General features: G+C 34.9%; 23 protein-coding genes, 1 tRNA gene and 1 pseudogene. 17 read left to right on the top strand and 8 right to left on the bottom strand.

Annotated elements, in window-relative coordinates; genetic code table 11:
* The first annotated feature begins 2 nt into the window (after positions 1–2).
* Positions 3–662 (top strand): alpha/beta hydrolase, encoded by a 660-nt coding sequence (locus H033_RS0111060; protein WP_026838379.1) that lies wholly within the window; start codon positions 3–5, stop codon positions 660–662.
* Here the strand turns inward: H033_RS0111060 and H033_RS0111055 are convergent.
* Together H033_RS0111055 and H033_RS0111050 are read right to left on the bottom strand one after the other, a co-directional pair.
* The gene (locus H033_RS0111055) at positions 659–1,156 is read right to left on the bottom strand and encodes a hypothetical protein (protein WP_026838378.1); all 498 of its coding nucleotides are present in this window, start codon (positions 1,154–1,156) and stop codon (positions 659–661) included. The two genes, H033_RS0111060 and H033_RS0111055, sit on opposite strands and share 4 nt — an antisense overlap.
* On the bottom strand, positions 1,156–1,917 hold the full coding sequence (locus H033_RS0111050) for an MBL fold metallo-hydrolase (RefSeq protein ID WP_026838377.1): 762 nt from the start codon (positions 1,915–1,917) through the stop codon (positions 1,156–1,158). Before H033_RS0111050 ends, H033_RS0111055 begins: the two co-directional genes overlap by 1 nt.
* 100 nt (positions 1,918–2,017) lie before the next feature.
* Between H033_RS0111050 and H033_RS0111045 the strand changes: the two genes are divergently transcribed.
* A complete protein-coding gene (locus tag H033_RS0111045; protein WP_026838376.1) occupies positions 2,018–3,472 on the top strand; it encodes a nicotinate-nucleotide adenylyltransferase in 1,455 nt (484 codons plus the stop codon).
* Positions 3,473–3,548: 76 nt separating this feature from the next.
* Here H033_RS0111045 and murA read toward each other — a convergent pair whose 3' ends face one another.
* The 3 genes from murA to H033_RS0111030 all read right to left on the bottom strand — a co-directional run bounded on the left by murA (position 3,549) and on the right by H033_RS0111030 (position 5,935).
* A complete protein-coding gene (gene murA / locus H033_RS0111040) occupies positions 3,549–4,862 on the bottom strand; it encodes a UDP-N-acetylglucosamine 1-carboxyvinyltransferase (RefSeq protein WP_026838375.1) in 1,314 nt (437 codons plus the stop codon).
* A 14-nt stretch (positions 4,863–4,876) separates the two neighbouring features.
* Positions 4,877–5,518: a DUF4290 domain-containing protein gene (locus tag H033_RS0111035; RefSeq protein WP_026838374.1), complete on the bottom strand. Its 642-nt coding sequence runs from the start codon at positions 5,516–5,518 to the stop codon at positions 4,877–4,879.
* A 123-nt stretch (positions 5,519–5,641) separates the two neighbouring features.
* A complete protein-coding gene (locus tag H033_RS0111030; protein WP_026838373.1) occupies positions 5,642–5,935 on the bottom strand; it encodes a DUF493 family protein in 294 nt (97 codons plus the stop codon).
* 82 nt (positions 5,936–6,017) lie between these two features.
* Between H033_RS0111030 and H033_RS0111025 the strand changes: the two genes are divergently transcribed.
* The 5 genes from H033_RS0111025 (at position 6,018) to H033_RS0111005 (ending at position 10,545) form a co-directional block, all read left to right on the top strand.
* Entirely contained in the window at positions 6,018–6,557 is a 540-nt protein-coding gene (locus H033_RS0111025) for an AAA family ATPase (RefSeq protein ID WP_026838372.1), read from the top strand.
* Positions 6,558–6,559: 2 nt separating this feature from the next.
* Positions 6,560–8,461, top strand: a complete 1,902-nt coding sequence (locus H033_RS0111020) for an ATP-dependent DNA helicase RecQ (RefSeq protein WP_026838371.1) — start codon at positions 6,560–6,562, stop codon at positions 8,459–8,461.
* A complete protein-coding gene (fmt, locus tag H033_RS0111015) occupies positions 8,461–9,408 on the top strand; it encodes a methionyl-tRNA formyltransferase (protein WP_026838370.1) in 948 nt (315 codons plus the stop codon). The genes H033_RS0111020 and fmt overlap by 1 nt, the downstream gene beginning before the upstream one ends.
* 185 nt (positions 9,409–9,593) lie before the next feature.
* Positions 9,594–9,866: an HU family DNA-binding protein gene (locus tag H033_RS0111010; RefSeq protein WP_026838369.1), complete on the top strand. Its 273-nt coding sequence runs from the start codon at positions 9,594–9,596 to the stop codon at positions 9,864–9,866.
* A gap of 118 nt (positions 9,867–9,984) precedes the next feature.
* Positions 9,985–10,545 (top strand): YqgE/AlgH family protein, encoded by a 561-nt coding sequence (locus H033_RS0111005; protein WP_026838368.1) that lies wholly within the window; start codon positions 9,985–9,987, stop codon positions 10,543–10,545.
* On the opposite strand, the gene H033_RS0111000 is transcribed toward H033_RS0111005, so the two are convergent.
* Positions 10,542–11,387 carry an aminotransferase class IV gene (locus H033_RS0111000; protein WP_026838367.1) on the bottom strand — a complete coding sequence of 282 codons (846 nt, stop codon included), beginning with the start codon at positions 11,385–11,387 and terminating at the stop codon, positions 10,542–10,544. The two genes, H033_RS0111005 and H033_RS0111000, sit on opposite strands and share 4 nt — an antisense overlap.
* A gap of 57 nt (positions 11,388–11,444) precedes the next feature.
* Positions 11,445–11,831 carry an START-like domain-containing protein gene (locus H033_RS0110995; RefSeq protein ID WP_026838366.1) on the bottom strand — a complete coding sequence of 129 codons (387 nt, stop codon included), beginning with the start codon at positions 11,829–11,831 and terminating at the stop codon, positions 11,445–11,447.
* Between the two features lie 196 nt (positions 11,832–12,027).
* On the opposite strand from H033_RS0110995, the gene H033_RS0110990 reads away from it, so the two are divergent.
* Positions 12,028–12,101: transfer RNA gene (locus tag H033_RS0110990), tRNA-Met, on the top strand.
* A gap of 672 nt (positions 12,102–12,773) precedes the next feature.
* Here the strand turns inward: H033_RS0110990 and H033_RS0110980 are convergent.
* Complete coding sequence (locus H033_RS0110980) at positions 12,774–12,962, bottom strand: hypothetical protein (protein WP_026838365.1); 189 nt, start codon at positions 12,960–12,962, stop codon at positions 12,774–12,776.
* 404 nt (positions 12,963–13,366) lie between these two features.
* On the opposite strand from H033_RS0110980, the gene H033_RS0110975 reads away from it, so the two are divergent.
* The 9 genes and pseudogenes from H033_RS0110975 (at position 13,367) to H033_RS0110940 (ending at position 21,177) form a co-directional block, all read left to right on the top strand.
* Positions 13,367–13,723, top strand: coding sequence for a single-stranded DNA-binding protein (locus H033_RS0110975; protein ID WP_006987889.1), 357 nt, complete (start codon positions 13,367–13,369; stop codon positions 13,721–13,723).
* 76 nt (positions 13,724–13,799) lie between these two features.
* Positions 13,800–14,102, top strand: a complete 303-nt coding sequence (locus H033_RS0110970; RefSeq protein ID WP_026838364.1) for a JAB domain-containing protein — start codon at positions 13,800–13,802, stop codon at positions 14,100–14,102.
* Positions 14,103–14,246: 144 nt separating this feature from the next.
* Positions 14,247–15,518 (top strand): site-specific integrase, encoded by a 1,272-nt coding sequence (locus tag H033_RS0110965; protein WP_026838363.1) that lies wholly within the window; start codon positions 14,247–14,249, stop codon positions 15,516–15,518.
* 43 nt (positions 15,519–15,561) lie between these two features.
* Complete coding sequence (locus H033_RS0110960; protein ID WP_231367601.1) at positions 15,562–16,488, top strand: tyrosine-type recombinase/integrase; 927 nt, start codon at positions 15,562–15,564, stop codon at positions 16,486–16,488.
* Positions 16,451–17,488 carry a site-specific integrase gene (locus tag H033_RS0110955; protein WP_231367600.1) on the top strand — a complete coding sequence of 346 codons (1,038 nt, stop codon included), beginning with the start codon at positions 16,451–16,453 and terminating at the stop codon, positions 17,486–17,488. Before H033_RS0110960 ends, H033_RS0110955 begins: the two co-directional genes overlap by 38 nt.
* 113 nt (positions 17,489–17,601) lie before the next feature.
* A pseudogene (locus H033_RS21605) lies at positions 17,602–17,766 on the top strand (JAB domain-containing protein); the annotation flags it as partial.
* Positions 17,767–18,157: 391 nt separating this feature from the next.
* On the top strand, positions 18,158–18,511 hold the full coding sequence (locus tag H033_RS0110950; protein ID WP_026838360.1) for a BfmA/BtgA family mobilization protein: 354 nt from the start codon (positions 18,158–18,160) through the stop codon (positions 18,509–18,511).
* A 6-nt stretch (positions 18,512–18,517) separates the two neighbouring features.
* Complete coding sequence (mobB, locus tag H033_RS0110945) at positions 18,518–19,552, top strand: MobB family relaxase (RefSeq protein ID WP_026838359.1); 1,035 nt, start codon at positions 18,518–18,520, stop codon at positions 19,550–19,552.
* Positions 19,553–19,563: 11 nt separating this feature from the next.
* Entirely contained in the window at positions 19,564–21,177 is a 1,614-nt protein-coding gene (locus H033_RS0110940) for a type IV secretory system conjugative DNA transfer family protein (RefSeq protein WP_026838358.1), read from the top strand.
* Positions 21,178–21,331: the final 154 nt, after the last annotated feature.

Here is a 21,331-nt window from a genome sequence, read left to right as displayed (position 1 = left end):
AAATGACAACAATCCCTCTTTCCTTAACACATCTTGTAAGACCTTCTTCTATAACTTCTGGTAAAGCTCCAACATTAATCATGTTGCATGGGTATGGCAGCGACGAAAACGATCTGTTTTCTTTTGCAAGCGAATTACCCGAAGAATTATTGATTATTTCTGCAAGAGCTCCTTATAATCTAAATCCTCATGGACATGCATGGTATGCTATAAATTTTGATGCAGTTCAAGGAAAATTTAGTGATAATGAACAAGCTATGGAATCTAGAATATCGATCTCAAATTTCATAGATGAAGTGATCGCCAATTATCCTGTAGATAAAGATAATATTACGCTTCTAGGATTTAGTCAGGGTACTATTTTAAGTTATGCAGTAGCACTAAGTGAACCTGCTAAAGTGAAAAACGTGATCGCTTTAAGCGGGTATATAAATACTGAAATTATTTCTCCTGAATTTGAAAAGAATGATTTTTCAGGTATTTCTATTTATGCGTCCCACGGAAGTCAAGATCAGGTGATCCCTGTAAATTGGGCAAGAAAAGCTCCAGAACTTTTGAAGGAATTAGGAATTGAACATAGCTATTCTGAATTCCCTGTGGGACACGGAGTACATCCTCAAAACTTTACAGAACTTAAAAAGTGGCTGGTAAATCGTCTTTAATCTTGTGGATAGAGAAATGATTTTTCTGTATTCAGAATCAGATTCTTGTTTTCATCCAACTCGTAAGAAACTAAAATCTCTCCCCAGTAAGTACCATCGGTAAAATCTGCAATAATCCATTTATGGTTTAGAATCTTCACTTTATTAACGCGCATAATTCCATCCATTCCAGCAAAGGGAACCAAATCATTATCTTCAGCTGCTTTATTTCTGCCAATAATTTCATCTTCAATAGCAAGTGCTAATTCTTTAGAATTAATTCCGGAACGTTCAAAATAAGAAATGGCTTCTTCATTTTCGGCTAAAGAGAAATAATTCAAATTCAATTTTTCACTTTCTAATTGCTCTTTCTCCTTCTCTAATTCGGCTACTCTATCTTGAAATTTTTCTATTTTTTCCTCTCTCGAATCAAGGATCTTTTTATCATTCACATAAATAAAAATCGTGAATAAAAACATAAATATTAATAGATAAGAAATTATTTTATTTCGCATTATATCGTAATTTTTAAATTATCGTAGGCCAAAAAAACATTTTTTGGCAAAGTAGCCTGGATCTCATCATGAAATCCTAATAAGTGGCTTATATGAGTAATATATGCTTGTTCTGGATTTACTTCAGCAATAAAAGCTAAAGCCTCTTCCAGACTAAAATGAGAATGATGTGGTTCCTGCCTAAGTGCGTTTATCACTAAAACCTTTACTCCCTTTAATTTTTCTGTTTCTTCAGGCTCAATGGTTTTAACATCGGTTAAATAGGCAAAATCCTTTAATCTGAAACCAAATACCTGCAACCTGTTATGCATAGCATTAACAGGAGTAATTGGAAGTTGTTTGAAAAAAAAAGCTTTGTTTTCAATTTCGTTTATCTGAACACTCGGCGCCCCGGGATATTTATCATCATTATTCAAAATATACTCGAAACGTCTATGCAAGTTTTGAAGAACCCTTGGATGTGCAAAAATTGGAATATCTCCTTGTTTAAAGAAAAATGGTCTGATATCGTCCAAGCCGGCAGTATGATCGTTATGTTCATGGGTAAAAAGAACCGCATCTAGCTTCTCTATATTATTAGTTAACATTTGAGTTCTAAAATCTGGGCCGCAGTCAATTAAAATAGTATATTCCTCCCATTCTACCAGAACAGAAACTCTTAAACGCTTATCTTTTGGGTTTTCACTTAAACAAACTGGATGCTTGCTACCAATTACTGGGATTCCTTGTGAAGTTCCTGTGCCTAAAAATGTTATTTGCAATCCTTTTATTTTAATACAAAAGTAAGTATAATTTTTTTTCTACAGCCTTCTGTTTTACTACCTTTGCTCACAGCAACCCTTTTCTTAAAAAGATAAAATTATGCCCATTACCATTATGGGGGACCGTGAGTTTGAAAACGTTCCTTCAATTAAAAGTAAAGCTTTACGAATTAATCTAAATGAAAATATTTACGGCACATTTGCCGAAATAGGTGCGGGACAAGAAACTGTAAGGAATTTCTTTAGAGCTGGAGGAGCTTCCGGTACTATTGCAAAGGCGATGAGTGCATATGATAAAGATTTTAGTGATGCCATCTATGGTGTAGAAGATGATAAAAGGTATGTTACAGAAGCTAGATTAAAGAAAATGCTCTCTTATGAGATCAATTTAATTGAAGATCGAATCTCCAGAGATAAACATCCTAACAAATTATTCTTTAGTTACGCAAACACAGTTGCAACTATAGATTTCGCTAAGAAGTACAAAGGGCACGGATGGATAGGAATTCGATACCAGGTAGATCCAAATGAAGATTATAATGAGATAAGTTTGCATATTCGTTTTCACGAAAACGATGCTAGACTTCAGCAGAACACATTAGGAATATTGGGTGTAAACCTTATTTATGGCGCTTATTATAAGTACGATAATCCTAAAAAATTACTGCGATATCTTTACGATCATATAGACAAAGATCAGATAGAAATAGATACAATCAACTTTTCGGGACCACGATTTGAAAAAGTAGATAATAGATTAATGAGTCTTCAACTGGTAAAAAATGGGATGACGGATGCGGTAATGTTTGCCCCAGATGGAAACAATATCTTGCCGGCTAGAATACTTTACAAAAAGAATATTCTAGCATTAAGAGGTAGTTTTAGACCTGTTACCAATGTGAATATGGATATGTATAAAAAGTCTTTAGAACTTTTTATACAAGAAAATAAAGTAGAAGAAGAAAATACAGAAGTTATTTTTGAAATAACACTTTCCAACCTTCGTGCTGAGGGTGAAATAGATGAGAGAGACTTTATGGATCGCGCCGAATTACTTTGCTCTTTAGGGCAAACAGTAATGATCTCTAACTTTCAGGAATATTATAGAGTTGTTGAATATTTCTCCAGATATACCAAGGAACGAATGGGACTTGCAATGGGAGTTAACAATTTGATCGATATTTTTGACGAAAAATACTATCGTCACCTAAGTGGGGGGATTTTGGAAGCTTTTGGTAAGCTATTCTTTAAAGACCTTAAAGTGTACCTCTACCCACTCAAAGATCCTGAAACTGGTGAGATCATAACAAGTGATAATTTGAAGGTACATCCGCGAATGAAGGAATTATTTAAATTCTTCAAATACAACGGGAAAGTAGTTGATATTGAAGGTTACAATCCCAATATATTGGATGTTTTTTCTAGAGAGATCTTACAAATGATACACGAAGGTAAAACCGGTTGGGAAAACATGTTGCCGGAACGCACAGCTAATATGATAAAAGAGCAGAATCTTTTTGGATATAAAGAACCTAAACTAGAAAAGAAATCTTAGAGATCTTTTATACGTCACAAAAAAACCGGATAATTAATTATCCGGATTTTTTTGTTCAAATCTGATTGACCTGTCTTTAATCTATTCTGGTAATCTTAGCACCGATAGCTCGAAGTCTTTCATCTATATTTTCGTAACCTCTATCAATTTGTTCAATATTATGAATAGTTGATGTTCCATTTGCAGACATGGCAGCAATCAATAAAGAAACACCTGCTCTAATATCTGGAGAAGTCATTGTAGTAGCTCTTAGACTAGATTTAAAATCGTGTCCTATTACGGTAGCTCTATGTGGATCGCAAAGTATAATTTTTGCTCCCATATCTATTAATTTATCTACGAAGAACAATCTGCTCTCAAACATTTTTTGATGTATTAGAACACTTCCTCTAGCCTGTGTCGCAACTACCAACAAAATACTCAATAAATCTGGAGTAAATCCTGGCCAAGGTGCATCACTAATATTCATAATAGAACCATCTATAAAACTTTGAACTTCATAACCGTCCTTATGTGCAGGAACAAAAATATCATCCCCTCTTTTCTCTATGGTAATACCAAGCTTTTCAAAAGTTGTAGGGATAAGCCCTAAATTGTCCCAGCTTACATTTTTTATTGTGATCTCACTTTTAGTCATTGCAGCCAAACCAATCCATGATCCAATCTCAATCATATCTGGTAAGATTGTATGTTCACAACCTGTAAAACTTTCTACACCTTGTATAGTTAATAAATTAGAGCCAACTCCTTCAATTTTAGCTCCCATAGAATTCAACATCTTACATAATTGCTGAAGATATGGTTCACAAGCGGCATTATAAATAGTGGTTTTTCCTTTCGCCCAAACTGCAGCCATAAGAATATTTGCAGTTCCAGTTACTGAAGCTTCTTCCAATAACATATAATTCCCAGTTAAACCTTCTGGAGCTTCTACGCCATAAAAACGCTCTTCCTTATTGTATTTAAATTTAGCTCCCAGTTTTACGAAACCGTCAAAATGAGTATCTAATCTCCTTCTTCCTATTTTATCTCCCCCTGGTCTAGGAATATATCCTTTTCCAAATCTTCCCAATAAAGGGCCAACTATCATAATAGAACCTCGAAGGCCGCTTCCTTCATTCTTAAATGCATCACTCTCCAAATAATCCAGGTCTATAGAATCACTTTGGAAACTATACCTTCCTTTATCTAGCTTTTCAATTTTAACTCCTAAATTTCCTAGAAGTTTAATGAGCTTACTAACATCTATTATATCTGGAATGTTATTAATTATAACTTTTTCCGGAGTTAATAAAACTGCACAAAGAATTTGAAGCGCTTCATTTTTAGCGCCTTGAGGTTGTATGCTTCCACTTAAGGAATGACCACCCTCAATTTGAAAAGTACCCATAAAATTTTGATTTTTTAATAGCGTTTACGTCCGCGTGGATTCCTATTACTAACTGGTTTCTTAGGCGAATTGCTATATTTTTTATTCCCTTTGAGCAAGCTAGAAGCTTCACTAAGATCTTCTTCACTATTCTTTAAGTTTATCTTACCATCACTTAATTCTTTTAAATGATTATAAATAACATCATCATCTACTGCCTCTCTATTCCAATTTAAATATGATTTTTTCATGTGATTGGCAATAGCATATTCTAAAGCATCCTTAAGCTCCCCATCTTCCCATTTTACCGCCTCATCTATCATTCTTTTAATATTGTTTCCGTAAAAACGATATTTCGGGAAATTCTGAGGGTAATCCATTGGTTCTGGATGTTCCTCTAAAACTTCTCTGGAAGGTTTTGGAAATGGAGAATCCACATCTAATTTAAAATCGCTTATTATAAATAATTGATCCCATAGTTTATGCTGAAAATCTGGAACATCCCTTAAGTGAGGGTTCATATTCCCCATTATAGCAATAATAGATTTTGCTACTTTGTTGCGCTCCGCTTCATCTTCAATGGCAACAGTGTGTTCAACCATTTTTTGTAAATGCCGACCATATTCTGGAATGATCAACTTGCTCCTTTCAGAGTTATATTCTAATTCGTATGTCAAAATTGAAATTTATTGGTGATAACTAATTTGGTAGAAATTATACCGATTGCAAAATACTAAATATTATTCAACCGCCCTATGCTGGAAAAGAATAAAATAGCATAACGCAACTTGTTTTTAGTATTAAAGGGAAATTACTCCCTCCACTTCCTTCCCTACTCGCTTATATTTTGATATAACCGCATTGGGATCGCTCATTTTTACATTCACAGAAACACTGGTATATTTACCATTTTTAGACTCTTTCGTATTAATAACTGCTCCCATATTATCAAAAATATCATGAATTTGAACAATCTTTGATTTGTTTGTAAGTACAATAAACTTATATAAATATACTGAGGGCCAAGAACTTGTTTCTGCTAGTTGGACTTTTAACTTATCGTAAAATTCTTCTGAGTTTTTGTCTGACTCCATAATTTATTTTCATTCCTTCTTTTGCAAATATACGAGTTATGATTCATTTTTTTTATCGATTGCAAATACCGAAATTTGCCATGTGCAAAATCAAAAAATAGTTATTACCGGAGGTCCCGGTACAGGAAAATCTTCTATTATTAAATATCTGGAATCTCAGGGGCATTTTTGCTTGCACGAAATATCCAGACAAATAACTTTAGAAGCTCAACAACAGGGAATAGAACAGTTATTTTTGGAGAAACCTCTGTTATTCAGTGAGAAATTATTGGAAGCAAGAATAGATCAGCATTATGAAGCAGCTCAACTTTCTAAAGAACGTATATTCATAGATCGTGGAATTCCAGATGTAGTGGCTTATATGGATTATTTTGGCACATCCTATCCAGAAGAATTTATTATAGCTTGCAAGAACCACACATACGACGAAATATTCTTGTTACCACCTTGGAAAGAGATCTATACCAGCGATAATGAGCGTTACGAATCTTATGATCAAGCTTTAATAATTCATGAGAACTTAAAAAATTCTTATATTACTTATGGTTACAAGCCTATAGAAGTACCTAAAGGTACTATTGCCAATAGAAGTAGCTTTATAATGAATTCCTTAGATGGATAATTTTGCAGCAAGCTAAAGACATATTAACTAAGTACTGGGGGTATTCTTCTTTTAAATCTTTACAAGAGGATGTCATTATTGCTGCGGAAAAAAATCAAGATATCATTGCCCTTCTTCCAACTGGTGGTGGGAAATCTTTATGCTACCAGATCCCTGCATTGCAAAAAGAAGGGATTTGTATAATTATATCTCCCCTTGTTGCTTTAATTGAAGATCAGGTAATGGCATTGCAAGAAAAAGGGATAAAGGCAATGGCTATTACAGGAGGTATTCCCTATACAGAGTTAGATACCCTCTTGGATAATTGCATTTATGGAAATTATAAGTTTTTGTATCTATCTCCAGAGCGTTTACAACAAGACCTTGTTCGTGAACGTATAAAATTAATGCCCGTAAACTTAATTGCAATAGATGAAGCTCATTGTATTTCGCAATGGGGTCATGATTTTAGGCCAGCATATTTAAATGTTTCTTTACTAAGGGATCTGCATCCTGAAATCCCTATAATGGCAGTAACTGCTACCGCTACAAGCAGAGTTGTAGATGATATAGCTGAACAATTAAAACTGAAGAGTCCTAAGATTTTCAAGAACTCCTTGGAGCGAAATAATATTCGGTTTAATGTGATAGCTTCAGAAGACAAAGAATTTAGAATGCATCAATTATTGCAGGATCGTAGCGAAAGTGCCATTGTATATGTAAGAAGCAGAAATGCGACCTTAGAAATAAGTAGGTCATTAATAAAAAATGGATATTCCGCAGCAGCATTTCACGGAGGACTTTCTTCAAAAGAAAAATCCAAACTCCTAAATTCTTGGTTAAAAGAAAAAACTAAGATCATGGTAGCTACCAATGCTTTTGGAATGGGGATAGACAAGCCAAATGTAAGACACGTTATTCATCTAAATTTGCCGGAAAGCATTGAAAGTTATTTCCAGGAAGCTGGCAGAGCAGGTCGAGATGGCAATCCTTCTGTTGCTACTATAATCACGAATAAGAGTGATATACCAGTTCTAAAAAATCAGTTTATCAATTCCCTTCCAGACTTAGCTTTCGCTATTTTAATTTATAAAAAACTCACCTCCTATTTTCAGATAGCTTTCGGGGAAGGATTAAATACGGTGCACGATTTTAATTTTGCCGATTTTTGTCATCAATATCAATTAAACAATACAAAAACATATAACACACTTCAGTTACTGGATAGAATAAGTATATTAAAATTGTCTCAACAGTTTCAAAAAGCTACTAGTCTTCAATTTATTATTTCTAATAAGCAATTACTGTATTATTTAGAAGAAAATCCGAAGTTTGATCCTGTTATAAAAGCGGTCTTAAGAACCTATGGTGGTATTTTTGACAATAAAGTTCAAATTAATATAGTCTCCGTTTGCAAGAAAGCAGGAGTTTCAGAAAAAGAGGCACTGTCTATATTGAATAATTTAGATAAAGATAAAATCGTTGAGTTTGAACATCAACAAAACGATGCTTCTATAACTTTTTTAGTGCCTAGAGAAGATGAGAACAGTATTTATCCATTTTCAGAATATATAAAAAATCAATCAATAAGTAAGCTTAGAAAAATTGAAGCTTTATTAAAGTATGTTGAAAATGACAAAAAATGTAGAAGTCAGCAATTACTAAATTATTTTGGGGATAAAGATGCTGTCAAGTGCGGAATCTGTTCGGTATGTATGCCGAAAGAAAAATATCTCAAAAAAGAATTGATTAGAAGTATTTATAATGACGTGATTTCATTATTGAAGCTTAAAGATGAAAACTCAAGAACTATCATTAGCACGCTTCCATATCAAGAAAAAGCTATTTTAAAAGTGATAGATTTAATGTTGGATAAAGAATTGATTTCTATAACCCCAACTAATACATATAAATTAAAAAATTAATGAGAGATCTAAGAATAGTTTTTATGGGTACTCCAGAATTTGCTGTGACCACCCTAAAATATATAATAGAAGCTAAATATAATGTTGTAGGTGTAATTACGGCGCCAGATAGACCGGCAGGTAGAGGAAGAAAATTACAACAAAGTGCTGTAAAGGAATTTGCCATAGCTAATGACCTTCCTGTATTACAACCTACCAATTTAAAATCTCCAGAATTTTTAGAAGAATTAAAAAGTCTAAAGCCAAATCTACAAGTTGTTGTTGCTTTTAGAATGCTTCCTAAAGTAGTTTGGCAATTACCAGAATTTGGCACCTTTAATTTGCATGCTTCTTTATTACCACAATATAGAGGTGCTGCACCAATTAATTGGTCCATTATAAATGGCGACACACATACAGGAGCCTCCACTTTCTTTATAGATGAAAAAATAGACACCGGTGCAATGATCCTTCAAAAGGAAACTCCAATCGAACTAAAAGATAATGTAGGGAGCCTTCATGATAGATTAATGATCCTTGGAGCAGAACTGGTAATAGATACATTGGATCTTATAAAAAATGATAAGGTAAAAACAATCTCACAAAAAGAAAGTGAAGGTCTAAAAGAGGCTCCTAAATTAACAAAGGAAAATACACGGATTAACTGGTCTTTAAGTGCTACTAAGCTTTTTGATTTTATAAGAGGTTTAAATCCATATCCTGCAGCATGGACTATTATTAAAAATGGAGAAATAGAATTAAATACTAAGCTTTATGATATAGAGGTCTTAATAGAATCTCATGATAAAGATGCAGGAGAAATTATTCAAGAGGAGAATAAATTAAAAGTTGCAGTTAAAGACGGATATATTTTAGTCAACGAAATTCAGTTGCCAGGGAAACGAAAAATGAAAACAAAAGAACTTTTAAATGGGTATCAATTTGAAACTGGGGCCAAAGTTCTGTGAAGCCTTATCCACACTGAAATGCCTGATTATTGAAAATAATTAGTATATTTATTAACAATAAACCTAAGTTATTAACAAAATCTCGCATTTCCCTTGATATTACTTGCGTGACTGAGAAATCCACATAAATTTGTAAAGCAAATTAACATTAACGTTTAACCAACAATTAATTTAAAATTGAAATTATGAACAAAACAGATTTAATCGATTCAATGGCTGAACATGCTGGAATTTCTAAAGCAGCAGCTAAAAAAGCATTAGAGTCATTCTTAGGAAATGTTGAAGGTTCTCTTAAAAAAGGAGATCGCGTTTCTTTAGTAGGATTCGGTTCATGGTCAGTTTCTAAAAGAGCTGCTCGTGAAGGTAGAAACCCACAAACTGGTAACACTATAAAGATTGCTGCTAAAAACGTAGTAAAATTTAAAGCGGGTGCAGATTTACAAAAAGCTGTTAACTAGTTATAGTTTTTTATAAAAAGATAAAACTCTCCTTCGGGGGAGTTTTTTTTTGAATTTATATAACAAATTATTTGAAATTGTTAAATTAATCTTTAGCTTTAATAAAAAGTATAGAATCATGATTGCTTTAAAACCAGAAAAAGGTCTTTTATTGGTTGCCGAGCCAACAATTATAGGAGATACATCCTTTAATCGCTCTGTGGTATTGCTAGCAGAACATTCTGAATCTGGTTCTATTGGATTTATTTTAAATAAGATTCTTGACTTCACCTTAAAAGATTTAATTCCAGGTCTTAATAAAAGCTTTAAAATCTACAATGGAGGGCCAGTAGAACAGGACAACCTTTATTTCATTCATAAGATACCAGATCTCATTCCTGATAGTATAGAAATTGCCAATGGGATATATTGGGGCGGAAATTTTGAAGTAGTAAAGGAACTTATTCTTAGTGACCTAATAACAGATAAAGAAATCCGTTTTTTTCTTGGCTATTCAGGCTGGGATGCAGAACAACTTACCGAAGAGTTAAATTCAAATTCTTGGATAATTACTGAGCATCAAGATGCAAAAGACATTATAGAAAGATCCTATAGATCGTTTTGGAAGGATAAAATGATGGAGCTTGGCGGAAACTATGTGTTATGGTCTAATGCTCCCGAAAATCCTAGTTATAATTAGCCCAATCTAGCCTTTACATTCAACTTAGTAAGCACCTCTTTCCCCACAGTATTATTATATTCTTTTTTACGGTATTTTGAGATTGGTTGAACTCCAACGATTACATTAGAAATAAATAATTCATCTGCTTTTTGAAGTTCAAATGGAGAGATACTGGTTTCTTCTATTTCCAGGTCCATCATTTTTTTCACAACAGAGAGGATTTGTTTTCTAGAAATCCCATTAAGAGCACCATCTTGTAATGGTGGAGTTTTAATTTTATTTCCATTCACAATAAAGATATTCCCATTTAGCGCCTCAACCACCTGCTTTTTCTCGTTGATCAAAAGACAGTTCTGATAATCATTTTCTTTAGCAAAAATACTTCCTAGAACATTTACTGCCCTATTGTTAGATTTAATAGTAGAAAGGAGTCCACTTGTTACATAGTGATCTTTAAATAATTCCACTTCATACGGCTCTTCATTTAATAAATAGAAAGGATCGGCAAGCGTTTCTGAAGTAATAATATATTCTATATCTAGAGTGTCTGGTCTATAAAACCCGCCAGATTTTCTAAAAACCGTGAATCGGATCCTTGTGGGAGAATTAGTAAGTTCATTAGCTTTAAGCAAGTCTAAGATCTCTTCCTCTAAAAATTCAGGAGAAAAATTAGCTGGGATTTCCATACGCATAATGCGCATAGAAGACATTAACCTAAAATAATGATCTTCCCAAAAGATGATCTTTCCATTAATAACCCTTAAAGTTTCGAATACAGAATCCCCATATGCAAGCCCTCTATTGAAAACTGAAATAGTTGCATCTTTATCTTCGACTAAATTCCCATTTATATTTATCATAAAAAAGCCCCGTAATATTTATAAAACGGGGCAAAGGTACTATTTAAAATATAAAAATTAGGACGAACCTAAGATCTGTTTTAAGTCTGAAATCATGTTTTCCCAAAGCATCTTCCCTTCTTCTATCTCATCATCTTCAGCAAAATCTGTGATCATGATAGAAACATCTTTAGTAATCTCGTCAACTTGAATTCTGATTTCGAAAAAATATGGAGATTCCTCATCTTCCAACCATCTAAATTTTATGCGTTCACCATTTTTCTTACTTAAAAGCTTTGCTTTTTCTTCAGATTCATTCCAAATGAAGGTAAAAAATTCCCCACGAGAATTTACATTGTCCGCATACCACTCGCTAAGACCAGAAGGTGTTGAAATATATTGATATAATAACGAAGGGGAAGCTTGTATTGGAAATTCCATTTCGTACTTAACTTTATCTTCCATGCTTTTTAAATTAGATTTTGAGCAATATATATATTAATTGCTAACCTTGAAAGAAAACAAATTAAAAGTTTCGTAAAATAAAACTTGTGCTAAAACAAATAGTTTTTATATTTGCAGCCGCAAACTTTGAGGTTGTAATGCCCATTATTATTAGCGGTTGTTCTAATCTATTTGTTTGCAATTGAATACAAAATTTGGCGAGGTAGCTCAGTTGGTTAGAGCGTTGGATTCATAACCCAGAGGTCACGAGTTCAAATCTCGTTCTCGCTACAAGTAAAAAAAAGGCTTTCAAGAAATTGAAGGCCTTTTTTATTTTAACCCAGTACAGAATAAGTACAGAAAAAGGTTTTTTTGACACCTCAATTTTATTTATTCTCATTTGTGCTCTTTTAATTTCAAATTTTCGGAAAATTTAAGTTCAATGTAAATTTCAAAAGTAATTCAGCAATTTTCCATAGAGCTTTATTAAAAAATAAACCCGATTTAACTTTTAATAAGTTTTGTGATTTACTTTCTACCCACTCAGCACTATCCCCACATTCCGGGAAAAGCTTCATTTCGGAAAATGCGCTTTATTACAAAAGTCTTGGACACAACTCCAAACCCTCCGATTTCCATTCCACTTGCCGCTTGTTCCAGAAAAAAGTCGGGAGGTGGCTAAACTCCATTCTTATCTCTATCTTGAAGTCAAATCCGATTTAAATCCTACTTCAAGTGGATAATTTGTCATCACAATACATTCAGCCCATTCCCCCTACATTCCGCAAAAAAAGCTACATTTTGGGAAAAGCGCTTCAATGCAAAGGTCTTGGACACAACCCCAAAGTTTCCGATTTCCATTACGTTCACCCTGCCTGAAAAACGGCAGGAACACTTCATTCCCAATCTACACCTTTGAAGTCAAGTCCGCTTTAAATCCTAAGATAGAAGAATAATCCGTTTTCATATCCCTTTCAGCACATTCCCCAGCATTCCGCGAAAAGCTCCTTTCCGGGTAAAGAGCTTCACTACAAAAAGTCTTGGACACAATCCAAAAATTACATATTTCCATTTCGCTACCACGATAAAAAATCGAGTCACTTCATTACAACCAGTAATTTTTGGATTAAGTCCGATAGTCTGGAATTCCATTTATTATTCTTTTTTCCTCTTCAAATTCCTTTAATACTTCCCATGTTTATTTAAACCCACTCCCCGACCTCCACTGTCTTTACCTTTTTTGTAATGCAAAATACCAAGATTTAGAAGTTAGTCCAGACTGCATAAAGCCGGTCGCTTCGCTTTCCCTTTTTATAAGTCCTCCCTAATTCTAAATCCTGAAACTGTATCAGCATCAAAAAAGGTAACAGTGAAGGCTCTACGGAAAGTAAATTTTAAAACAGAAACCATGAAATCTTATCAAATCCATAAAACTGAAGCGAAAAAAGAGTTAAAAAATCAAAAAAGGAAAACGCTCAGGATACAATAAGTAAATTTTTATAACCTACCTGTGGGTGATAGCAGGAAACTTAACAATTCATTTAAATTTTTCAATTATGAGTACACTTAGAAACAAAGTTCAGTTAATCGGAAATGTGGGGAATGCCCCTGAAATCAAGAACCTTGAAAGCGGTAAAAAAGTAGCCAGCTTTTCAATCGCCACCAACGAATTTTATAAAGATTCAAAAGGCGAAAAAGTACAGGACACCCAATGGCACAATATTGTAGCCTGGGGAAAAATCGCAGATATCGTTGAAAGTTATGTAGGCAAAGGAAAAGAAATTGCCCTCGAAGGTAAATTGAGCTCCCGCTCCTATGAAACCAGCGAAGGCGAAAAAAGGTATGTTACTGAAGTGATAGCGAGTGAAATCTTATTACTAGGTAGTAAAAATGGAAACGACACTAACGAATAGTGTTAAAAAATAAAGAGGGCGTTCCCTTCAAAGTAGCCCCCTCTTTTTAATATTAACCCTTATAATACAGATCAATTTGAAAACTAAAGTTAATGAAATTTCGATAAAATATCAGGGAAATTTTAAAATGAAACAGGCTCCTAAGATTACTTCTTCAAACAGTGCAGTAGAACTATTATTTGAATCTTGGGATAAAGATCGCATTGGTTTACAAGAATGCTTTAAAGTCATGCTTTTAAATAATTCTAATAAAGTGAAAGGAATTTTTAAAGTTTCAACCGGAGGAATCGCAGGTACACTTGTGGATGTACGTATCTTATTTGCAGTAATTTTAAAATCACTTACGACATCTATAATTTTAGCCCATTATGTAAAGTAAGTAGTTATGTAAAGTAGTTTACCTAATGGGTTTGATACTAGTAGATTAAACTCAATTTACTTTACATAATATTTTTTTTCTTCGTTGAACTTCAAGAGACATGCTTTTATTTAGAGGAATTATTCACATCTAAATTATTGTCTTATGAATGAACACATCAAAGCTTTTAACAAGTTAATGACCGATGCCGGAAATTACCTTGAATCCGAACGTGCTTACTCGGGGTATACGGTTGGGGCTTATCGAAGGGGCTGGAAACAATTAAGGGAGTTTATGGTCGCCAACGGGATCACCCATTATGACAAAGGAGTAGAAGCTCAGTTTTTAAGCAATGAGTTTGGTGGACGCAAAGGCTGTAAACTCTCCAAACAGGAAGAATTTCTAGCTAATGGAACTAAGAAACTGACCGAGTTCCAAAGTATCGGCAAGATCAATGTTGCAGCCCGTCCGCCCGGTAAGACCCCCTTGCTTTTTAATGGGATCTTAGGTGCGGAAATAGACAAATTTCTAGATTATAAAAGAGTAGAGGAAAGATTATCGACGACTCGTTTGCATTGCTATAAACGTTGCCTTTTCCGCTTTTTGGAATACTGTAATGATTATAAGTTGCATGCCATAAGGGATATTGATTTGGCTGTTTTGTTACAGTATATCAATAAGCTCGATTGTGGAAAAACCGTAGTAGTCCCTGTTCTTTCAACGCTCCGCGGTTTTATGAAGTACTTATTTGAACAGAAGCTTTTAGCAGCTGATTATTCCAAGGGAATCCCAAAGTACAGGATCATTGGTCAACCTAAATTACCTTCCACATATTCCAGAAAAGAAATTGAAAAATTGATCAACTCGGTGGAACGATCCAGTCCAATAGGAAAACGGAACTATGCCATTATTATTCTGGCTGCAAGGCTGGGACTTCGGGCTTCGGATATTGCCAGGTTGAAGTTTGCGAACCTGCATTGGGAAACCAGTACTATAGAAATAGAACAAGTCAAGACCGGCAAGGAATTAATACTTCCCTTATTGCCAGATGTAGGAAATGCTATCATCGATTATTTAAAATACGGGCGGGCTAAGTCAGAGGAGGCATGTATATTTTTATCAGAAAGGCCACCGTATAGTTATTTTACTTCAAGCAATGTGGTCACCCATGTGGTCCAGAGAGCTTATAAAAAAGCAGGGATCAACATTCAGGGCAGGCGGTTCGGGCCTCATTCCCTGCGTCACAGCCTGGGGCTTAGGATGCTGGAAGAAAGTATAGTGCTCCCTGTCATTTCTGAAGTCCTGGGGCATAAAAGCACAGAATCCACAAGGTATTATTTAAGGATCGATCTCAAATCCATGCGACAGTGTATGCTGGAAGTACCTCTTGTACCTCCCCAATTTTACCAGCAGAAAGGAGGTGTTTTTTATGATTAATTATGACAGCATATATGGTCCGGCTATAACGAAATTCATTGATATGAAAACAAAGCTGGGTTTTAAGTATAACACAGGTAAGTTTATATTATCTCAAATCGACCAGCTGGCCCATAATGGTGAAGAAGAAACAAGGGGATTTACAAAGAAGTTCGCTCAGAAATGGAGTGAAGAAAGATGCAATGAGTCGGAACGATACCGATACGATAGAATAAGATACCTCGCACAATTTTCTTCTTACCTCTGTGACTTGAGTATCCCCTCTTATATTCCCAAACTTCCACGTTATCCGAAAAATACTTTTATCCCATACATCTATTCCCAGAAGGAGATCCTATCCTTATTTAAAGCTTCTAATGAACTCAGATCTGTAAAAAGAAATATGAACTCCTGTTTGATCTGTATGCCGGCACTGATCAGGTTATTATACGGCACCGGAGTTCGCATTGGAGAAGCCCTTGCCATGAAAGATGAGGATGTAAACCTGGAGGAAAATTATTTACGTGTGAAAGATTCCAAGAATGGGAAGGAGCGTATCATTCCTATTTCGACTTCCCTGGTTAGTGTTTGTAAAGAATATAGAAACTACAGGGATCACCTCCCCATTAAAGATAGCCCTGGATATTTCTTTATTAGTGCCAATGGGAATAAATGTGGGCAAGGGGTGGGAAGTTGGTTCAAAAAGTGTTTAAGTGAAGCAGGTATCCACTATACCGGACGAAACCATGGCCCTCGTGTCCACGATCTCCGGCATACCTTTGCGGTTACCTCCCTGGCCAGCATGGCTGAAGCTGGCGTGGACTTGTATGCTTCCTTACCGATACTGTCCAACTATCTAGGACATGGATCGATAGGAGCCACCAACCATTATGTAAGACTCACTGCGAATATGTACCCAGATTTGATCAAGGAGGTTAACATGACCTGCCTGAATGTATTCCCTAAATATAGAAATTATGAAACCAACTGATTTTTCAAAGTATATCTCTGATTTTATATCAAGGTACCTGCCCCATGAAAAAGGGCTAAGTAATAATACCATTATAGCATACCGGGACACATTTGTCTTACTACTTGAGTACCTCCAGAAGGAAAAACACTTAAAATTAGAGAAACTCACTTTAGATAAGATTACCAAAGAAGTGGTCCTGGATTTTCTTGACTGGCTACAAAAGACGAGGAATTGTGGCAATGCTACCCGGAATGCACGTTTGGCGGCTATCCATTCGTTTTACAGGTTTTTACAGCGTGAAAGCCTGGGTCATCTGCATCAATGCCAGAAGATCCTATCCATTGGGTTTAAAAAATCCAGGAATAAATCCATCACTTATCTGACCATTGATGGGATGAAACTGCTATTGCAACAGCCAGATTACACCACCATTAAAGGGAGGAGGGACTTAGCACTACTGTCATTACTGTATGATACAGGTGCCAGGGTACAAGAAATCATTGACCTGACCCCTTCTATGTTGCGACTGGATACTCCGCCAGTGATCAAAATCATTGGTAAGGGAAATAGAGCACGTATAGTTCCGATGTTGGATGCACAAACCGGGCACCTTAAGAATTATATACTGGAAAACCGGTTAGATACCGCTTCTGCTAATATGTACCCACTGTTTTTTAATAGTAGAAAGGAAAAACTCACCCGTGCTGGGATCCATTACATTGTACAGAAATATTTTAAAAAAGCATTGGAAGAAAATAAAATGCTACTCCCTGAAAAAATAAGCTGTCATTCCTTGAGGCATTCCAAAGCAATGCATTTGCTCCAAGCTGGAGTGAACCTCGTCTATATCCGGGATATTCTAGGGCACGTGTCAGTTCAAACCACGGAAATCTATGCAAGGGCAGATTCTAAGCAGAAACGCAAAGCTTTAGAAAAGGCATACGTTAATGTTAATCCTAATGAAACCGCCAAATGGACAAAAAATGAAAGCTTGATGATGTGGCTGAAGAAATTTTAAGAATGTTATGTAAAGTAATACAAGCTTTTCGCTATAAAACAAGGAGGTACAGCTGTTTACTTTACATAACTATTTACTTTGCATAATGGGCTTTATGTAAAGCTTTACATAAAGCCCATAACCATCCCTCGGGAAATTTAAAACCCAGCGAGGCAGATAAACAACTGACGAATAAAATTAAAAATGCAGGTGAGTTTTTAGATATAAAATTATTGGATCATCTCATTATTATACCGGATGGGGATTACTTCTCTTTTGCTGATGAAGGTATTTTATAAGAATATTTATAATATGATTTAAAACGGGTGATGATTTTCATTACCCGTTTTTCTGTTTACAGAATTCTCAATTATTCCATCTATTAACTGAAGTTAATTTGAAAGTTTTGACTTATTCATCTTAAAAAATAGGTTTCATTTTTCAATCAAAAAAAAGGCTATTAAATTCATTTTAATAGTTGAAATTTTTGTCCCTACGGGACGAAAAGGAATAGCAAGAGGGTAACACGCAGAGCGATGTTTGATATTCCTTTTCATTTACAAATTACTGATTATCAAATACTTAAAAACGTTATAAGATTTCTAGAATTTGGAATTTACTGTAAATGCCCCCGTAGCCCTAGTAAAACGGCAAAAAATTACAGTAAACACAATAAAATTGAAGTGAATTATGAAAGGATTTACAAATATCACCATTCAGAAAAAAACTGTTGAGAGGTTCAGGGATTTTTCAAAGAAGCATTTTAAAACCCATACTGAAGCCCTGGCCGGTATGTTGGATTTTTTCTTCTACAATGAGATTTCTCCAAAGGAGAATTTTGGGCCTACCGGAAGGCGTATTGAAAACAGTTTGAAGAAAAGAATAAATGCAGTGATCGCAATTATGAAGGATGTAGAAAAGAATAAAGCTAATCCCACTTTGGCAATTTTGGAATCGCTTATGGAAGCCACTGATCCAAAAAACAAACAGCCTAAAAAAAGGGATTACGAAGAAGATGACACTCATCCCGATTTTTATAAATAACTCACTATGTATATCACAATCACAGCCCAGAAACTGGGAACAAATTATTCGCAAAGTGTTGCAGACTATGTAGATTACTTAGAAAAGGAAAACCAGCTTCCCGACATTGAAAGTGATCACGAATTTTTCTTCAATCAGAAGGAGGATGATATTTCTCCGGAAGTCGTAATAAAAGAAATAGATGCTAATACATCCAAGCTAAAAAAAATTGAACCGAAATTTTATTCCATTACAGTAAATCCTTCACAGTACGAATTGAAAAAACTTCAAAACAGCCCAGAAGCTCTAAAACAGTATACCAGGGAACTCATGAAAAATTATGCTTCCTGCTTTAACCGGGAAATCAATGGTCGGCCTGTGAATGTAAATGATATTAAATATTTTGCAAAAATTGAGTACCAGAGGGCATTTAAAGGAACTGATATCCAAGTGAAAGAAAACCAAGTTTATGCCACAAAAATACTTCAGTTAAAGAATGAGATTCAAAAAATAAACAGGGGAGAAATAGATGGCAGTATCAAAAAGATTGAAGGTGAAATTAAACGTCTGGAGGCAAATGCTCCTCATCAGCAGAATGGAAAACGAATCGTACAGGGAATGTTTAAGGAAGGAAACCAAAGCCATATTCATATTATCGTGAGCCGTAAAGATGTTTCCAATTCCTTCAGTTTATCCCCCGGGAGCAAATACAAAGCTTCCGAAGTTGAAATGAATGGCAAAATGGTGAAAAGAGGATTTAATAGGGATGCCTTTTTTCAGAAAGCGGAAAAAACATTTGATAAGACCTTTCAGTATCAGCGAAATTTCGTTGAAACATACCAAGCAAGAAAAGACTTTATTAAAAGTCCAAAAATATATTTTTCAGCAATCATGGGCCTCCCCGTTTCCGAAAAATCTCTGGCCATTAAGATGCTTCGAGAAACTGGAATGCCTATGCTTCCTGTGGTTCCTTTCTCCAAAGCGCAACTAACAGTGAAACTTATTAAATCTATTCAAAAAGGAATTCATGTAGCCTTGAGATCTGGATCAATAGGAATTTAAATTCAACTACTATGGAAACTAATGCCATTAATATTATAATCTGTATTGTAACCGTAAGTGCTATTTTTTATAGAATATATAAAATAGCAGCCTATCCATTTCCTATTAATTTACTCTTTTGCGGTTTACTGTTTTGGGTTATTTTACCCACGAACCCATCTCTGGAAGAAATAGCAACTATATTTCTCTATTTAGGTTGTCCCCTTATTTTGAGTAATACCGTTCTCTATGTATTTATACCTAAAAAAGATATAATAAATACTGAGATTAAATACCAGGTGCATTTTAAAGCAGAAAAAGGTAAATTTAAGATCGCTAACATTAAGCGAGGTGTTTCCATTATTGGTGCGGCAGGAAGTGGGAAAACAGAAAGTGTGGTATATAATCTTCTAGAGCATTTTAGCAAAAATTCTTTCTGCGGACTAATACACGATTATAAGGATTATGAGATTACCGAAATGGCCTATCCCCTATTCCAAAACCCAAATTTGCCATTCTATATACTATCATTTGATAAAATTATCCATCGGGTAAATCCTATTGCCCCGAGATATATGGAGAATGAAGAAGATATTAATGAGGTGTCAAGGGTTCTTATAGAGAACCTGCTAGAACAAAAAGAGTCCGGTGCCACTGGAGTAGGTAAATTTTTTAATGATGCCGCACAGGGGTTAATTTCTGGTCTTATATGGAAACTGAAAGTTTCTTTTCCGGAGTATTGTACGCTCCCTCACTTGATTGCAATCTACCAATATTTAGACACTGATGAACTCATAGATTTCTTGAAATCCAATCAAACTTCTCGTGCTTTTGCAGATGCTTTTATAAGTGGAAAAGATTCTGATAGGCAAACTGCGGGAGTTAAGAGTACCCTTTCTACTGCGCTCATGAAGATAAGCAGCAAACGTATTTTTATGGCACTGGCAGCAGATGATATTCCTCTGAATATAAATAACCCTGACAACCCGGCTGTGATTTCTTTAGTAAATAATCCGAAATACGATTCCGCATATTCTCCTGTCATTGCCACGGTAATGCATACCATTGTAAAGCAAATGAGCGTGCGGCATTCCAGATCATCTTTTCTTCTAATTGAAGAAGCTCCAACAATTAGATTATTAAACATGCACCGCATTCCGGCCACGCTTAGGAGTTATGATATAGCCACGGTATATGTGATGCAGGATAAAATACAAAATGATATGATGTATGGGGACAAAGCAAGTAAGGCAATTTTAAGTAATCTGTCCTATCAGTTCTTCGGAAAAGTGAATGATCCTGATACTGCTAGGTACTATGAAAGATTTTTTGACATTATAAAAGATGAAACCAAAACAGTGATGCGGGGAACCGGTTTGGATTTTGACACTAGAATATCCACGGGAGAAAAGGAGATTTCTAAGGTTAGGGCGAATGTGTTTTTTAGTTTAAAACAGGGAGAATTTGTCACTTATGCCGATGGAAAAGATAAAAAAGTTCAATTCAAACAGCAGAAAATCGAACGGGCACTACCTGAAATGTCACAATTTTTTACAGAGGAAGAAGTCAATGAAAATTATAAAAACATATACAGGGAGGTTCGTTCTATCTTTAGGGAGAAAAAAGCAAAAAAGGAGGGGGCTTGATAATCTACCCTTTTTCTTCCCAAAAAATAAAAAGGTATTGTTCTGACTCCAATAAAAAAAGTGTCGTGATTTTTATTCTGCTTATTAAAGTAATTATAGGAGATTATTCAAATTTTAATTATAATAGATTTTCGAAATTAAAAGAAGTTCCGTA

This window comes from Gillisia sp. JM1 (assembly GCF_000424645.1).
Classification (GTDB): Bacteria; Bacteroidota; Bacteroidia; order Flavobacteriales; family Flavobacteriaceae; genus Gillisia.
This window is presented reverse-complemented; position numbering and strand designations above follow the sequence as displayed.

What these genes read in the sequence shown, in the direction of transcription:
- H033_RS0111060 (WP_026838379.1), top strand. Translation starts at nt 3, where the DNA reads ATGACAACAATCCCTCTTTCCTTAACACATCTTGTAAGACCTTCTTCT.
- H033_RS0111055 (WP_026838378.1), bottom strand. Translation starts at nt 1,156, where the DNA reads ATGCGAAATAAAATAATTTCTTATCTATTAATATTTATGTTTTTATTC.
- H033_RS0111045 (WP_026838376.1), top strand. Translation starts at nt 2,018, where the DNA reads ATGCCCATTACCATTATGGGGGACCGTGAGTTTGAAAACGTTCCTTCA.
- murA (WP_026838375.1), bottom strand. Translation starts at nt 4,862, where the DNA reads ATGGGTACTTTTCAAATTGAGGGTGGTCATTCCTTAAGTGGAAGCATA.
- H033_RS0111030 (WP_026838373.1), bottom strand. Translation starts at nt 5,935, where the DNA reads ATGGAGTCAGACAAAAACTCAGAAGAATTTTACGATAAGTTAAAAGTC.
- fmt (WP_026838370.1), top strand. Translation starts at nt 8,461, where the DNA reads ATGAGAGATCTAAGAATAGTTTTTATGGGTACTCCAGAATTTGCTGTG.
- H033_RS0111010 (WP_026838369.1), top strand. Translation starts at nt 9,594, where the DNA reads ATGAACAAAACAGATTTAATCGATTCAATGGCTGAACATGCTGGAATT.
- H033_RS0111005 (WP_026838368.1), top strand. Translation starts at nt 9,985, where the DNA reads ATGATTGCTTTAAAACCAGAAAAAGGTCTTTTATTGGTTGCCGAGCCA.
- H033_RS0111000 (WP_026838367.1), bottom strand. Translation starts at nt 11,387, where the DNA reads ATGATAAATATAAATGGGAATTTAGTCGAAGATAAAGATGCAACTATT.
- H033_RS0110995 (WP_026838366.1), bottom strand. Translation starts at nt 11,831, where the DNA reads ATGGAAGATAAAGTTAAGTACGAAATGGAATTTCCAATACAAGCTTCC.
- H033_RS0110980 (WP_026838365.1), bottom strand. Translation starts at nt 12,962, where the DNA reads ATGGAATTCCAGACTATCGGACTTAATCCAAAAATTACTGGTTGTAAT.
- H033_RS0110975 (WP_006987889.1), top strand. Translation starts at nt 13,367, where the DNA reads ATGAGTACACTTAGAAACAAAGTTCAGTTAATCGGAAATGTGGGGAAT.
- H033_RS0110965 (WP_026838363.1), top strand. Translation starts at nt 14,247, where the DNA reads ATGAATGAACACATCAAAGCTTTTAACAAGTTAATGACCGATGCCGGA.
- H033_RS0110960 (WP_231367601.1), top strand. Translation starts at nt 15,562, where the DNA reads ATGAAAACAAAGCTGGGTTTTAAGTATAACACAGGTAAGTTTATATTA.
- H033_RS0110955 (WP_231367600.1), top strand. Translation starts at nt 16,451, where the DNA reads ATGTATTCCCTAAATATAGAAATTATGAAACCAACTGATTTTTCAAAG.
- H033_RS0110950 (WP_026838360.1), top strand. Translation starts at nt 18,158, where the DNA reads ATGAAAGGATTTACAAATATCACCATTCAGAAAAAAACTGTTGAGAGG.
- mobB (WP_026838359.1), top strand. Translation starts at nt 18,518, where the DNA reads ATGTATATCACAATCACAGCCCAGAAACTGGGAACAAATTATTCGCAA.
- H033_RS0110940 (WP_026838358.1), top strand. Translation starts at nt 19,564, where the DNA reads ATGGAAACTAATGCCATTAATATTATAATCTGTATTGTAACCGTAAGT.